This window comes from Nostoc cf. commune SO-36 (assembly GCF_023734775.1).
Classification (GTDB): Bacteria; Cyanobacteriota; Cyanobacteriia; order Cyanobacteriales; family Nostocaceae; genus Nostoc; species Nostoc commune_A.
The window spans coordinates 5,004,627-5,018,878 of sequence record NZ_AP025732.1 but is presented as its reverse complement, the minus strand read 5'-3'; the positions used below and the strand labels follow the sequence as shown (position 1 = coordinate 5,018,878).

The 14,252-nt window shown below is 41.6% G+C and carries 12 protein-coding genes and 3 pseudogenes; 8 read left to right on the top strand and 7 right to left on the bottom strand.

What is annotated here, in order from left to right; translation table 11 throughout:
* Positions 1 to 60: 60 nt before the first annotated feature.
* Positions 61 to 1,512, top strand: coding sequence for an MFS transporter (locus ANSO36C_RS22735; protein ID WP_251956347.1), 1,452 nt, complete (start codon positions 61 to 63; stop codon positions 1,510 to 1,512).
* A 289-nt stretch (positions 1,513 to 1,801) separates the two neighbouring features.
* Here ANSO36C_RS22735 and rtcA read toward each other — a convergent pair whose 3' ends face one another.
* Entirely contained in the window at positions 1,802 to 2,848 is a 1,047-nt protein-coding gene (gene rtcA / locus ANSO36C_RS22730; protein WP_251956346.1) for an RNA 3'-terminal phosphate cyclase, read from the bottom strand.
* A 536-nt stretch (positions 2,849 to 3,384) separates the two neighbouring features.
* Between rtcA and ANSO36C_RS22725 the strand changes: the two genes are divergently transcribed.
* Together ANSO36C_RS22725 and ANSO36C_RS22720 are read left to right on the top strand one after the other, a co-directional pair.
* On the top strand, positions 3,385 to 3,576 hold the full coding sequence (locus ANSO36C_RS22725; protein WP_251956345.1) for a hypothetical protein: 192 nt from the start codon (positions 3,385 to 3,387) through the stop codon (positions 3,574 to 3,576).
* 65 nt (positions 3,577 to 3,641) lie between these two features.
* Positions 3,642 to 4,048: pseudogene (locus ANSO36C_RS22720) on the top strand (gamma-glutamyltransferase); the annotation flags it as partial.
* Between the two features lie 30 nt (positions 4,049 to 4,078).
* Here ANSO36C_RS22720 and ANSO36C_RS22715 read toward each other — a convergent pair.
* On the bottom strand, positions 4,079 to 4,342 hold the full coding sequence (locus tag ANSO36C_RS22715) for a hypothetical protein (protein ID WP_251956344.1): 264 nt from the start codon (positions 4,340 to 4,342) through the stop codon (positions 4,079 to 4,081).
* Between the two features lie 379 nt (positions 4,343 to 4,721).
* The gene (locus ANSO36C_RS22710; protein ID WP_251956343.1) at positions 4,722 to 5,321 is read right to left on the bottom strand and encodes a DUF1802 family protein; all 600 of its coding nucleotides are present in this window, start codon (positions 5,319 to 5,321) and stop codon (positions 4,722 to 4,724) included.
* Between the two features lie 240 nt (positions 5,322 to 5,561).
* Between ANSO36C_RS22710 and ANSO36C_RS35020 the strand changes: the two genes are divergently transcribed.
* The 3 genes from ANSO36C_RS35020 to ANSO36C_RS22695 all read left to right on the top strand — a co-directional run bounded on the left by ANSO36C_RS35020 (position 5,562) and on the right by ANSO36C_RS22695 (position 7,842).
* Positions 5,562 to 5,813: a hypothetical protein gene (locus ANSO36C_RS35020; protein ID WP_410174629.1), complete on the top strand. Its 252-nt coding sequence runs from the start codon at positions 5,562 to 5,564 to the stop codon at positions 5,811 to 5,813.
* Between the two features lie 1,007 nt (positions 5,814 to 6,820).
* Positions 6,821 to 7,534: a hypothetical protein gene (locus ANSO36C_RS22700; RefSeq protein ID WP_251956342.1), complete on the top strand. Its 714-nt coding sequence runs from the start codon at positions 6,821 to 6,823 to the stop codon at positions 7,532 to 7,534.
* A 50-nt stretch (positions 7,535 to 7,584) separates the two neighbouring features.
* Positions 7,585 to 7,842, top strand: a complete 258-nt coding sequence (locus ANSO36C_RS22695) for a hypothetical protein (protein WP_251956341.1) — start codon at positions 7,585 to 7,587, stop codon at positions 7,840 to 7,842.
* Between the two features lie 176 nt (positions 7,843 to 8,018).
* Here the strand turns inward: ANSO36C_RS22695 and ANSO36C_RS22690 are convergent, their stop codons facing one another.
* Positions 8,019 to 8,957 carry an alpha/beta fold hydrolase gene (locus tag ANSO36C_RS22690; RefSeq protein ID WP_251956340.1) on the bottom strand — a complete coding sequence of 313 codons (939 nt, stop codon included), beginning with the start codon at positions 8,955 to 8,957 and terminating at the stop codon, positions 8,019 to 8,021.
* A 105-nt stretch (positions 8,958 to 9,062) separates the two neighbouring features.
* On the opposite strand from ANSO36C_RS22690, the gene ANSO36C_RS22685 reads away from it, so the two are divergent.
* The gene (locus ANSO36C_RS22685; protein WP_251956339.1) at positions 9,063 to 9,962 is read left to right on the top strand and encodes a shikimate dehydrogenase; all 900 of its coding nucleotides are present in this window, start codon (positions 9,063 to 9,065) and stop codon (positions 9,960 to 9,962) included.
* A gap of 261 nt (positions 9,963 to 10,223) precedes the next feature.
* Here ANSO36C_RS22685 and ANSO36C_RS22680 read toward each other — a convergent pair.
* A pseudogene (locus tag ANSO36C_RS22680) lies at positions 10,224 to 11,899 on the bottom strand (mechanosensitive ion channel).
* Positions 11,900 to 12,133: 234 nt separating this feature from the next.
* The gene (locus tag ANSO36C_RS22675) at positions 12,134 to 12,334 is read right to left on the bottom strand and encodes a hypothetical protein (protein ID WP_251956338.1); all 201 of its coding nucleotides are present in this window, start codon (positions 12,332 to 12,334) and stop codon (positions 12,134 to 12,136) included.
* A 113-nt stretch (positions 12,335 to 12,447) separates the two neighbouring features.
* Here ANSO36C_RS22675 and ANSO36C_RS22670 point away from each other — a divergent pair.
* Positions 12,448 to 12,885 (top strand): annotated as a pseudogene (locus tag ANSO36C_RS22670) (SRPBCC family protein); the annotation flags it as partial.
* An 84-nt stretch (positions 12,886 to 12,969) separates the two neighbouring features.
* On the opposite strand, the gene ANSO36C_RS22665 reads toward ANSO36C_RS22670, so the two are convergent.
* Positions 12,970 to 13,794, bottom strand: coding sequence for a SirB1 family protein (locus ANSO36C_RS22665; protein WP_251956337.1), 825 nt, complete (start codon positions 13,792 to 13,794; stop codon positions 12,970 to 12,972).
* Positions 13,795 to 14,252 lie beyond the last annotated feature (458 nt).

Here is a 14,252-nt window from a genome sequence, read left to right as displayed (position 1 = left end):
TAGATAGCTAGTATTGAAGGCAATCGCAAACTTTTTATTTTAGTATGAGTGCAAGTTATTATGAATAATTCTGGTGCTGATGGCGATGCCCAACAAGATCCTCTCAGTAAAAAACTGGACTTAAAAACAAAATTAGCTTACGGTGCAGGAGATTTAGGGCCAGCAGTTACTGCAAATATATCAGTATTTTATCTGCTAATTTTCTTTACCAATGTCGCTGGTATCCCTGCGGGTTTAGCTGGCACTATTTTGATGATTGGCAAAATCTGGGATGGGGTAAATGATCCGCTTGTCGGGTTCCTGACTGATAAAACGAAATCTCGGCGTTGGGGCCGTCGTCTTCCTTGGATGTTTTATGGAGCAATCCCCTTTGGGATTTTCTTCTTCTTGCAGTGGACTGTACCACAATTTAGTGCAAATCAGAGTGAGAATATTTGGCCGTTGTTTTGGTATTACGTAGCAATTGGGATTATATCTCAGTCGTTTTACACGGTTGTGAATTTGCCTTATACGGCGATGACTCCAGAACTAACTCAAGATTATGACGAACGCACCAGCCTTAACAGCTATCGCTTTACATTTTCTATTGGTGGCAGCATTCTGTCATTGATTTTAGCGCTAATTATTTTTATCAAAATTAGCGATCGCCAACAAGCATATCTACTTTTAGCAGCAGTTTGTACTGTAATTTCCATTTTAGGATTATATTGGTGCGTTTTTGGAGTCCGCGATCGCATCTTGGCTTTTGAGGCTAAACGCATCCAAACCGAGGAACCTGAATCTCTGCCCTTCTTTGAACAGTTAAAAATTGTCTTTAGCAACCGACCTTTTTTATTTGTTATTGGTATATATCTTTTTTCTTGGCTAGGTGTGCAGATTACAGCCAGCATTATTCCCTATTTTGTAGTCAATTGTATGGCTCTTAAAGAATCAGATGTACCCACAGTGCTAATTGCAGTCCAAGCAACTGCCCTGCTGATGCTATTTGTCTGGGGTGAGTTGAGTAAAAAAGTCGGCAAAAAAGTTGTTTATTTTCTGGGAATGAGTTTGTGGATAATAGCCGCCGCCGGACTATTTTTCTTACAGCCTGGTCAAATCGTTTTGATGTATGTGATGGCTGTCATGGCTGGTATTGGTGTCTCCACAGCTTATCTAATTCCCTGGTCGATGATGCCAGATGTGATTGAATTGGATGAACTGCAAACGGGACAACGTAGAGAAGGCATTTTTTATGGCTTCATGGTTTTGTTACAAAAATTTGGTTTAGCTTTCGGGCTGTTTTTGGTGGGAAATACTTTGCAAATATCCGGTTTCAAAGAATCTGTAGCCGGAAGCGCACTACCCATCCAACCTGAATCTGCACTGTTTGCGATTCGCATTGCTGTTGGGCCTATACCTACAGTTTGTTTGCTTTGTGGCTTAGTTTTAACGTATTTTTACCCAATTACCCGCGAGATGCACGCAGAGATCATGCTGAAACTCAAAGAACGGCAAGAGAAGAGGGGGAGTTAAGGGAGTGGGCGAGGCTCAACCATACTCTCTGTCTTAGTTTTTGCGATCGCACTTAATTATACTTTGGCGAGAGTGACAAAAGAGGGTTAAAGCACTCATTACTGTTGCTTGAGGATATTCTGTGGTTTGTTGTTGGATATTGGGTACTGGGGGAGAGTATTATTTCCAGAATTAAATTTAATTGCTCAACAGATTTTTTCAGCGATTTATTAACGGTTAATATTTTCATAGGGGATGTGGGTAAACTGAAGACTCTTACATAAGGCAATCTCTTAAAGCTTTTTCTACTTCATCTAGTCAAACTCTTTACCGATACGATTTTTTCGGCTTCATTTACCCTAATCTGTGCCAACCCAAATTGTTCAATTACGGCTGCATTCGTCGTCAAATGTCTACTCACCTCAGCTACCCGGTAATAACTTTCTTGCGAAGCTAAAGCAGCTGGTAATAATAACTGATCTGCTAAATGTTCATCCACTGCTGCGCCAGTATGATGGAACTCAAGCAGTTGCTGACAAGCAATTTCTGCAACTGTCTCCGCCGACAACCGCAAACGCCCAAATCCACCAAAGCCAGTTAAGCTGTTCTCATACTCAGCAGTTAAAAAAATACCCGCCCCAGGTGCTATACCTCTTTCTCGCAAGGCGTGTATAGCAACTTTCAAATGGGCTTCCCGTAACAAATTTTCCGCCCGATTCGCCATCCGTTGGGGAATGTGGGAAGGCAATTCTGTCACCACTGCTAGCCCCCGCACCTGTTGTAAATCTCCCCGTTCCAACAAGTCGATTCCATTGAGTTTACCACCGCCATGCACCTGTAACTCAACCTCTCCCCCACCTTGGGGAAACCACCCCCAAGCACCTAACTTGACTTGCGCCTCTACACCCATGCGTTGCAATATCGGTAGATAAACTTGCTCAATGTACGTCACTGTTGGGCTAAAGTTTACATGAGTTCCACCTTTTAGCGTTATCTGGGAATTGCCAGATGCTAGTGCCAAAGGTAAGAGAATTGTCTGTAAAACTAGAGCGATCGCACCCGCAGAACCACCAACTTGTGCTTTACTAACATCAAAGGTATAAATTCCAGCTTGCACAGCACTACCTGGGATGAATTCCAGCAGCATTGAACCCAAAGCATCACCTTGCAGTTGGGCATTACAAATCCTCGCCGCAGCCCGAACTGCGGTTAAGTGTTGTGCCGCTAATCCTGGCTTTTTACGTCCAGCGCGAATGCCTGAAATTCGTATGGGTTCGCCAGTGATGGCGGCTAGACTTAAGGAAGTGCGAAGAACTTGTCCGCCTCCCTCTCCGTAGGAACCGTCAATTTCAATCATGGGCGATTTTGGAATGGTGGATTTTGGGTTATCCCCATCGGCTCTTAAAATCAAACCACAAATTATAAACGCCTAACAGCTAGCTTTTTGAAGCGAAGTTACACAAATATACAGAGAAAGTTCTGATATTTGTTTCTGTAGTTCGCTAATTTGGAACTGGGAATTCCAGAACCTTGCTTTTACCGGGATTCATCACCCGCATTTCTCACAAGCTCAAGGCGTTTGATGGAGCAGAAGAGAAGTAATGAGTAATGAGTAATGAGTAAAAACTTCTTACTTACAGCAAATTGCAATCAAACGTGCCACAGATAAAAGTACTGAAAGCACTACTGGGATTTGTTTTAGGATTCATTTTGTGGTGGGTTTGATCGAAAACTGCTGTATTACTTCTCCCCGGCACTTGCACAGGCTTTAAGAGGTGTGGTGATGAGAAATCCGGGATCAACCAATATGGATCAACTATTTCTTTAAATTTTAACTGCTCAGGATCACTTCAGGGCTTGACGAATCTCACAATCAATCGCTTCAATACGCAAATGGCTCGACCCTCCACCGAAGTCAAGCCAATAGATTTGAATTCCCAAGTCCAAATTCTAAATGTCTTCGTCTCGCCTCATTTTCCCCTGCCTCCCTTTGTCCTTAGTATGAATTTCCTGAAACCAGCCATCTTACTGTTGTCGATGAAGAACGTGGTGGGCGAAAAAATCCTTGTTTCTCAAGGTAGGTAAAAACCCCACCCCTTGTGCGTGGCTGAATTAATTGCGAATTGCGAATTGCGAATTGCGAATTGGTTTTATTTGGTAATGATGCTAATGCGATCGCACCCCGTAAAACTCTCCTATCCAGCATGACTCCCACAATTGTTACAGAAAACGGTCATTTCCGCATGGCAGCAGGTGCGCCTGTGGTAGCACCATCATCACCCAGGTTTTGCAACTAATCCTGAATGTGCTGAAATACAACATGGATGTTAGTGCGGCTGTTTCTGTTCCACGCATACATCATCAATGGCTTCCAGATGAGTTGCGGGTGAAATCTTGGGGTTTGGATGCTCTCACTATCCAAGACTTACGCCGTCGGGGGCATAAAATTAAAGAAACTACTCCTTGGGGTAATGGTAACGCGATCGCTGTTACATCTGATGGAACTCTAGAAGGGGCCGCTGATCCTCGCGGTGAAGTTTCCCCCAAAGGTTTGTGAGGGAGTGGGGAAGACGAGAGGAATGAGGGATTATTGATTTTGAATTGTTGACTCTGCGTAGCTGCTGTTACCAAACTCATTTGCCCGTGTGCTAGGAACTAGTGTCCACCCTGCTTTAAGAAGTTTTTGATAAGTTGCCCACCCCTTGGAACCGCCTGGTATTTGATAATCTGGGACTGAAAAATGTCCAAAAGCTGTGTAGGGACGCCAAGGTTGATTGGGTTCTGTCTGCAAATGCAAAATTTTCTCTCCGTCGCCACCAAACTTAGATAACCAGCACATTTGTCGATGCATTGCAAACTCCTTTTTCTTAGTTAATATGCATAGTAGCAAGCTTTTGTCAAGTAATTTATCACCCTTGGGGGTAATTTTTTGTCTAACACTTTAGACAAAATGTAATTAAGTTCTATCCACTACGGGATAATTGCTTAACAACTCATAGCCTGAAAGACAGCTGCTAATGGGACATAAAGATAAACAGCTTTGCCTCACCTTCTTTATTGGGTGAGATTTTTCTAATGTTATCCGCGTTTTTTGCGATCGTGTGTAACAATCACTACTATTTTGACTGGGGTTCGCAATCAAACAATAGGTTAGGATGGCGCTTACTTAAGCTAGATTTAGATCCCCGGCTTTTTCAAGAAGCCAGGGATCTAGGCAGCAAGTTGGGTTATTAGAAGGATGGAGCATACAACTTATCGCCGACAATCTGGCGAATTGTCTCTACTAATTGGGTGTATGCAAAGTTAGATAAAACTGGTTGTGCTGCTTGGAAGTGAATTGGTTGATCTAAATCAATCCATGACTTGCAACCGCCATATTTAGAGTGGTAGGGAATTTCTTGCTCTTGGGAAAGTTTGTAAGTTCGTAAGAGCAGAATGTAAAGCGGCTGGCGTGGTTTCCATTTGAGGCGATCGCTAATAAAATGCTCGTTCCAAATATGGAAAGGAAGCAAGGCATTGACAATCAATTCGTCACTCACTGGCAAAATATCCGTAATTTCAGCCCAACTGCCGATGCGAACTGTTTCAGGATGCCAACCTGATGTTACGGGATAGACGCTATCGGCATACTCAGATTTCAGCATGAAAGCTTGCTGATGTTCATAAGTAGGGTAAAGCAAAACTTGCTTGTGGGCAACTTGGAAATGTCCATTTCGTTCATGGATACCGCCTTTGCGGAGTAGCATAATTGTTTTGCCACTTTCCAAGGCATTTACGGCGACTGCCCATTCTTTGAGAGCATGAGAAGTTGTAATCAATTCCATCAGCATCTACTGTAACTCTGATTTAATTTGAAGTTAAAACCGATAAAGTATGAACCTGTCTAAGGTGATGAATTAGGAAGCAATTATGAGAAAGTGATGTCTACGACGGGCTACGCCTACGCTTGATATTTCTAATGTCAAAATCACACCCATTGCAATGAGAACTTAGCAAGCTGGCAAAAAATGTGGGTAGAAATTGAGTATGCTAACTCGATTAAAAGAATCTGAGCAGCATTTGAAGCTGGTATGACAACAATTGATAGTGCTAAAGTTTATGGTAAAGGACACTCTGAGCGAATTGTCGCTGAAGCTTTATCTAATGTACGCGTAGACGTGTTGCAGTCTTCTCCCTACAGCCCTTCGAGCATCCTACGGCAGGCGCTAGCCTCTCTCTTTGGGAGAAGGGGAGACGCTAAGAGCGAACGAGCGTCTTGCGAACCTCCGAACCCGGAGGGCTGCCAGATATCGCGTGGATTATGCCACAAAAGTTTTCGCTAATCATATTGTACCTTTGCTCAGTTAGCTTTGCATTTGTTGATTGCTCAACTACAAACAAATGCCTAGACTCGTAACAGCTTGTCATCAGACATCCTGAGAGCGCGTTATCCTAAACAAGCACTAGACAAACCTTTCTGCCGTCAAATTGGCAGAAATTAATGCCATTAGACGTATTGTTACTGACTATCTGGATGACAATCAGATTATGTGGAATTGGTGACAATACAGTTTGGTTAGCGATGCTTATCTCTTCAAGATTCCCTCAACTTTCTTAAAAAGAGGCTTGGGGATCAAACTTATAGTTCTAGATTACAAAATCTAACAAAACGTCAACTTTAGTAAACCAAGGGTTGCAACTGACAAACTAAGTGCTAATTTAAATAGTAGGACACCAAAAAAATAAAACCAAACAAAAAGGGTCAATGACTTAGTGTCCCCTTGTCATCAGCCCAAGCGAATTTCAGCATACCAAATATTAGAAAAGTGGCAAAAGACCTGATGTAAAAGGTAAAGCCAAATCCTAAAGCGGAAAAACGCAGTAATGCTGAGTTTGTTAGTTTTTTAGTCCACCTTAGTTATTAATTTTCAACTACGTAATTAGTTTAACAATTTGAAAACTGTGAACTCTATAAAACCTGGTTAACCTTGACCAGGTTTTTGGTATTTTATCAATCAGAATTCAGGAGTCAGGAGTCAGAATTCAGAATGAATTCTGTACGACTGGCGGATAGCATCTTGATTCTGAATTATGAATTCTTGATTCTTCTTCAATGTTATGTAATTATTTTCGGTGTTGGCAGTTAGTACCGCAGTTAACGCTTGAGAAGCTAGTTGTAAGATTAGGATAAACTTAAAATCCTTTAGTTAGGCTAATTCACTTATTTTTTAGCAAAATCAGCCCAGCTATGTTAGCTTGTTTTGTCAAATATCAAATCAAATTAATACCATAGCTAATTTTCCAGCAGGGAATAAAATAAGACAGCAATATATCCTGCGAGGAGAATTTGATGAGAAATTATAATTTTTTAAATAAAATTACTACGGGTATTATTGTAGCAACCCTTTGTTTCTCCTGTAGGTCTTTTGTGAGCAGAAACGCAGAACAGGCAAAAGCAACTGACAAATCGAAGCCACAAGCAAATCTTGTCTATGGCAATTTAATCATTAAGGAACAATCAGATTATCTGATGATTCCTGTTACTCTTGGAGAGCAGAATGAAGATAAAGGAATTGATTTAAAACTTTCCCGTTCTTATGACAGAAATAACCCATTGTATAACATCATCTTTTATCGTAAGCAAGATGGTGAAGCTCATATTTTATTAAAGAAAAAAGCCATTATCACCTCCTTTGATTTATTAGAGGTAAAAGCGGCAGATAAGCCAACCACAAGAGTTTGGTTGTATAGAATCATTGACCAAGACACAAACACAGATAAAAAACTCAACGGCGAAGATGCTACTATTGGCTATCTTTCTGATTTATCAGGTAAGAATCTCCAGCAAATTACTCCAAATAATACTCGAATCATCAGTTGGGTTGTTGTTCCAAGTCAAAATGCACTTTTTCTCAAAATTATCAAAGACTCGGATAATGATAAAAAGTTTACAGAAGAAGACAGAACAAATTTTGTGAGGGTTAACCTCGATAAAATCGGTATGGGAACTGAAATAATTAGTGATCAAATCGAGCAAGAAATTAAATCTTATATTTTTAAATAATTAAAGAAGTGTGTTTTAAACTTGACAAGGCAAATTTTAGTTGATAATCAATGACATCTTCCGAACCAATCGGTTTTGTACTTGGTACAAAAGAAGCTACTCCTTTGGAATTTTGGATAGCAGTGGATGCCAAAAAAGTTTTACGGCTAGATGATGTTGTAGAAGTGCGAACTCAACGTCCAGATGGTGGCGGAATTGTACGTTTTTATGGTGTGTTAGATGATGTCCGCACTCAATACGAACGAGCGCAATTTGATACGGATACTTTTTTAGTTGCTAAAGAAGGTATTTTAATTCTCCGGTTTTAGGTTCTTATAAAGCTAATACAAAAGCGCTGATTTTCAATGTTAAACGTGAGGATTTATTCTTTTTAGACAAACTCAATCAAAGTTATGGCAATTTGGAAAAACAAAAAGATAAAAAACTGCGAGTAGAGACGCGATTGATTGCGTCTCTCAACAGCATTTTCTAATGAGGCATAATATCATTGGGCAAGAGAGAAAACCCAATCGCTTAAAAGTTGGTTTACTTTATCCGGTATTTCATCATGGGGACAATGACCTGCCGTTAAGAAATATTCTGTCAAGTTAGGACAATATTGACGAAACTTTGGAGAACGTTCTCTAGTATTCATCCAAGGATCAGCTTCTCCCCATAACATCAATAAAGGACAAGTTAATTGCTTTAGTAGCACATCAACTTTTTCTCCTTGAGGACTGCTAAAAACTGAAACAAACACATCCAACGCACCGGCATCAAAAGCAGGGCGAGAAATTTCTTCTATCAATTGGTCTGTAACTGCACTTTTATCAAGATATACCTTTTCTAAAGTTTGGCGAATTACCCAACGTTGTCGCACGTATTGAAATAACACAAACTGAGCTAAAGGTTGTTGAAACATCCACTTAACAGAGTTACCCAGTAATTTCTCTAAAGAAGAGGGTTGTTTGGGTGGCTGAATCTCGCTTTGCAAAGCTTCAGGTTCAGACGTAGGCTGACTTTCACTAAAAGGCCCGGCACTATTGAGCAAGACTAAACCAGCCGCACTGTCGGGACGTTGTGCCGCAACACACAAGCAAGCATAGCCACCAAGGGAATTACCTGCTAATACTGCTTTTTGACCAATCACTTCACTAATAAAGTCGTTAAGTTGGTCGCGCCACAAGTCGCCACTGTACTGCAATTTTGGTTTTGCCGATCGCCCGAATCCCAAAAGGTCGATCGCAAATACTTCAAAATCTTGACACAATCCTGTGATATTCTTGCGCCAGTGGTCTGTAGAAGCACCAAATCCATGTACCAAAAGCAAAGGCGGACGTTGGGTTTGTTTCTCTCCCGCACGCACATAGTAAACGTTGTGCCCGCGCCACTGCCAATATTTGCCAGGGATTGGAGTTGTAGAGGAGGCTGTAGTTACCTGCATGATTTAAAGAAATGTTAAGTAGTCTTTTAATAATTGTTATAGGTAGGGAGTGGGGAGTAGGGACAGGAGTATGAGGTATGGTCTATGACAAATAACAAATGACAAATGACAAATAAAATTACAGGCAAAACTAAGCTACTAGGAGTCATTGGACATCCGGTAGAGCATTCACTGTCGCCAGTGATGCATAATGCCGCGTTAGCGCAGCTCGTCGGAGACATCGCTGATTTGGGATTAGATTATGTTTATCTGCCCTTTCCCATAGCACCAGAGAATTTGGAGGTGGCGATCGCAGGTTTCGCGGCTGTTGGTGTTGTCGGCTTTAGTGTGACAATACCTCACAAACAAGCAATCATCCCTCTACTCTCAGAAATTACACCCCTGGCTAAAGCTATCGGCGCAGTAAATACTGTTAGCCGCCAAAAGAACCAATGGGTGGGCACAAATACAGATATAGAAGGATTTATCGCCCCTTTGCAGACAACATATAAACAGGATTGGAGTCAGAAAGTAGCGGTAATTTTAGGCAATGGTGGTGCAGCAAGAGCAGTTGTAGCAGGTTGTATTCAGCTAGGTTTTGCCCAAATTCATGTTGTTGGGCGCAATATGCAGAGATTACAAGAATTTAGCAATAGTTGGAGCAATTCAACCCTAGCTGAAAAATTCCAGGTTCATCAATGGGAAGAATTACCAAAGCTAATTCCTCAAGCAAATCTGCTAGTAAATACAACTCCGATTGGGATGTATCCCAAAGTTGACGAATCGCCATTGAGTGTAGAGGAAATAGCGAATTTACCAACAGGTGCGATCGCTTACGATTTAATCTATATTCCTAAACCAACGCAATTTTTACAGCACGCTCAAAAACAAGGGGCAATTGCGATCGATGGCTTAGAAATGCTAGTTCAACAAGGGGTAGCAGCATTAAAAATCTGGTTGCAGCAGGAAATACCTGTAGAAGTGATGCGTCAAGCTTTACAAAATCACTTGGGTTTGGGGGGATGAGACAGGGGGCAGGAGATTTTGTATGGGCGCAAGGTCTTGCCATTGGTGTCAACTTAACGTGAAACCTACTTGGCGACAACGTTTTGCCCTCACCCCCAGCCCCTCTCCCAACCTGGGAGAGGGGAGGTAAAGGATTAAATTCCCCTTCTCCCAAAATGGGAGAAGGGGTTAGGGGATGAGGGCGATTACTCCCGTCAGCTTTTCGCTTAAGTTGACACAGATGAATGCCTTGCGCCCCTACTGTGGGATGTTTTTTTACTTTTAGTTTCTACCTTTGAAAGAGTCTAGCCATTCTTGAACTTGCTCTCGTGCAATATCGCGCCCTCCAAGACCAAAAGCTAGGGCAATAGCAACTGCGATCGCACCTAATAAAAGTCCAAAGGCTAAATTCACAATATCACTGGCAACTCCAATCTGTTGCAGTGCCATTGCAGAGACTAAGGCAATAATTGCAATCCGCGCTACTTGCCCCAAAATCTGGGCTTGGCGATCGCCGGAACTGGTAATGATGTTAAAAGCCATATTTGCCAAGAATAAGCCAATGGCAAATATTACTAATCCCGCCAAAATCCGCCCAAATATGATGACAATACCAGACACTAATGCTGTCAGGGCTGGAATATTCAAGATATTCACCGCCGCCACCGTTGCAAATAGCATGATACCCACTAAAGCAACAATACCTGCAACTTCCGATGGAGTGCGGTTTGGAGTAAGTTCAACTGTTGGTTCTGTGGAAATTTCGATGCGTCTACTGGGTGTTGTCAGACCCAAAATAGTGAAAATGTTATTAAAGCCTAAATTGGTGAGGATACTTGTAACCAAATCTGCAATAAACCGCCCCAAAAAATAGGCAACAATCAAAATTGCTATGGCTGTAAAGATAGCAGGGAGAGCGTTGAGAACCTGTTGCAGCATTGCGATCGCAGGTACTGATATCGCATCAATTCGTAAAGCATTGAGCGCTGCGATCGCTACAGGAATCAAAATCAAAACATAGACAATTGTGCCGATAATACTCGATAGAGGTTGCACCCCCGCAGCTGAGGATAATCCCAAGCGAGTACCTAAATTGTCTATACCAGTTGTTGCCAGCAAGTTTGTCACAATTCGCCGTACCACGTTAGCTATAAACCAGCCAACTACAGCAATTAATATTGCCGCTAAAATGTTCGGCAGAATTAGCAAAACTTGTGTAATTAGAGCTTGTACTGGTTGTAGAGCCTGCCTGAGTCCGAGAGTATCCAAAACTGGGGCAAGAAACAGTAAAAATATAAACCAATACAGAGCATTGCCAATCGTCTCACTCAGAGATAGTTGATTGAGCCTGGGTGCGCTGTTTTCTGGTTCTGGATTCAAACGCTCATCCAGATTAAATGCCTGTAATGAGCGCACAGTGATAATCTTCACAATGGTCGCTAAAAACCAGGCAGCTGCTAAAAGGATTCCCGCACCAACTAACTTTGGCAAAAAGCCAATCAGTTGCTCGAGAAAATTATTCAGAGGTCGAGAGGCTACCTCCAGATCCAATGTCTGTAAAACAGCTACCGCCGTTAACAGGATAATGCTCCAAAAGACCAAACTGGAGACGATTTTCTCCACCTGGGGAACATCTTGACGACCTGTTACCCCTGCGGCAATGCGGTTATCGATGTTTGTGCGCTTGAGGATTCCTTGCGTTACTGCTGCTGCGATCGCTGCAATTAACCAACCTACTAGCAATATTGCCACTGCCCCTAGTAGACGGGGTGTAAACGCAATCAACTGTTGAACAATACCTTGCACATCAGCGATTCCTTGATTCACTGCTGGTTGCATCGGTTGCAGGCTAGGCGATGATTGTGCCAAAATTGCTGCATCCTTGTGGACAAAGCAACTCCGTAGGCGTAGCCCGTCGTAGACATCACCTCGGTTATTCCTTGCCAAGTTGTGTTCATGGTTTTCGAGAATTATGCTTAAGTATTCGCCGTAAACACTAAGTCAGTGTTTTGCCTATCAATTTACCAGTAAACACATACATATATTTATCGATATCAAGACTAATTATTGACTTTGTTACTCATATTTAAATCTGACTTTTCACGTTATGTAGAAAAGCGACAAGATACCTAACCCCCTAACCCCCTTCCCGATGGGGAAGGGGGAAATTTTAAAATCTCTCTCCTTTTAGGCTACGGTGTACACACAAGTTTCTTGACCTGCACCTTTAATGCATCGACTTGCACCTTTAATGCATTAACTTGCACCTTTAATGCATCGACTTGCACCTTTAATGCATTGACCTGCACCTTTAATGCATTGACCTGCACCTTTAATGCATTGACCTGCACCTTTAATGCATCGACCTGCACCTTTAATGCATTGACTTGCAAAAATTAACCTTCCCTACGTTACGCAACAACTCCAAAAGGCTTCCCCTGCTCCACTCCCTACTTTGCTGAATTTTGCGTTACTCTAATTGCAGCAACAGCACCAAAGATGTAGAATGTCCCAAGTTTTGGAACAATCAATTCAAATTAATGCTACAGCTACGGTGGTAGAGCGCTGTATTAGCGATTTAACTCTCATGCACCGTTGGCTCAACCCCGTACTCCGTTGCGAACCTGTAGGCGAAGCCTGGAGTACTGACATAGGCAGTCAAAGTCGTTTTATTATTCAAATTCCTCTACTAAAACCCACATTGAATAGCGTAGTTGTGGAACGACAACCGGGTTTGGTAATCTGGGAATTTCAGGGATTTTTTCAAGGACGCGATCGCTGGGAATGTCAACCTACAGAAAAGGGAACGCTTCTATTGAACCGCTTTGAGTACGATATCCCTAACCCCTTAGTGAGTTGGGGTTTCAACACCTTTGCTGCATCTTGGACAAAACAAGATATGCAAGCCCAACTGCGCCGCCTCAAACGAGTTGCAGAAGAACAAATTAGTCATTTGTCATTGGTCATTTTGTCATTTGTCATTGGTCATTGTCTTACTAAAACTCTTTCCCAGTCCCCAGTACTTACCCTATCGTTCTTTCCCCAACTCGGTAAGTAGCCGCCGAATCATAGATGCATCTTCGGCATCAGGAATTTTTGTTAAATAATTTTGTAAGTCTTCTACAGCTTGCGGGTAGTAACCGAGTTGATAATAGATTAAACCGCGATCGCGCATTTCTAAAGTTAAACCAGGAAACAGCAACAAAATTCGTTCAACTGCTGCCAGCGTTTTTTCTAACTCTTGCTGTTTGAGGTAAATAAATTTTAAATTTGTCAGCATCCGTGCCAAAAATTGCCGATTGCTGACTACAGCTAAAAATTCTGGTTGCAGCGTTACGGGTTGCTGATAAAGCTGAGACAGCCGTTCTTCGCAATCTTGAGCAAATATTATTTCACCACCATTGAAGGCATCCACAAAAATCTCTATATCTGGAATATCTGGGCGGATTAGGAAATGTCCCGGCATTCCCACACCCACCATCGGAAAATCAATCCGTCGCGCAACCTCTAGGTAAACCAACGCCAAGCTAATAGGAATCCCCAGTCGGCGCTCGATCACATCATTGAAAAAGCTATTGCGCGGGTCGTAATAGTCAATTTTATTACCAGAAAACTTTAAATCTTCGTAGAGATACTGATTAATACTTTGAACTATCCGCAAAGGATATCGTGACTCAGGTAGACGTTCTTGTAACTCACATGCCATTGTATCAAGGGCGTTGAGATATTCCTCTGGGTCTAAGTTGGGATATTCTTCTAGTGCAATATACAAAGCTGCCTTTGCTAAGTCAATTTGCTCGTCAGACTGCTGAATCTCTTGATAAAAATATTGTCGTGCTGACGAGAAATTCATAAGCTGTTGTTCTGTGTAAGTGTGACGATGAATCCGCAGCTACGCCCAAGAAAGGCATCGCGGCTCGGCTAAAAGCAGTTTTTTGTATCTATCTTTATCTTAAACTTTTAGTAAATGCTGTGTTAGTGATGTTTACAACAGGCTGCATCCATGTAAAGCACATGAAGTAATACAAATATGTATTCTCCTATATAAATTACTATAAATTTATACAAGCTTTATATACTTGTTAATTTAGCAACAGATGACAAATCGCTATAAAAGCTTTACATACTGTGACTTTAAGAATTTTTCTATTTTAGAAGAATATAAACTAATATTATAAATTTTTAGTGAATATCAGTAATAATACTTGTTTTTTTAAATCTTTTTACTAATAATGTTCGTAGTTATACGACCTAGCAGAAATCAAGTTAACACTATGCTTCTAGCTTGGTAATTATACAGATGGTGTGTGC

Coding starts and splice junctions, on each gene's coding strand:
- ANSO36C_RS22735 (WP_251956347.1), top strand. CDS start 61: ATGAATAATTCTGGTGCTGATGGCGATGCCCAACAAGATCCTCTCAGT.
- rtcA (WP_251956346.1), bottom strand. CDS start 2,848: ATGATTGAAATTGACGGTTCCTACGGAGAGGGAGGCGGACAAGTTCTT.
- ANSO36C_RS22725 (WP_251956345.1), top strand. CDS start 3,385: ATGGCTCGACCCTCCACCGAAGTCAAGCCAATAGATTTGAATTCCCAA.
- ANSO36C_RS22715 (WP_251956344.1), bottom strand. CDS start 4,342: ATGCATCGACAAATGTGCTGGTTATCTAAGTTTGGTGGCGACGGAGAG.
- ANSO36C_RS22710 (WP_251956343.1), bottom strand. CDS start 5,321: ATGCTGATGGAATTGATTACAACTTCTCATGCTCTCAAAGAATGGGCA.
- ANSO36C_RS35020 (WP_410174629.1), top strand. CDS start 5,562: ATGACAACAATTGATAGTGCTAAAGTTTATGGTAAAGGACACTCTGAG.
- ANSO36C_RS22700 (WP_251956342.1), top strand. CDS start 6,821: ATGAGAAATTATAATTTTTTAAATAAAATTACTACGGGTATTATTGTA.
- ANSO36C_RS22695 (WP_251956341.1), top strand. CDS start 7,585: ATGACATCTTCCGAACCAATCGGTTTTGTACTTGGTACAAAAGAAGCT.
- ANSO36C_RS22690 (WP_251956340.1), bottom strand. CDS start 8,957: ATGCAGGTAACTACAGCCTCCTCTACAACTCCAATCCCTGGCAAATAT.
- ANSO36C_RS22685 (WP_251956339.1), top strand. CDS start 9,063: ATGACAAATAAAATTACAGGCAAAACTAAGCTACTAGGAGTCATTGGA.
- ANSO36C_RS22665 (WP_251956337.1), bottom strand. CDS start 13,794: ATGAATTTCTCGTCAGCACGACAATATTTTTATCAAGAGATTCAGCAG.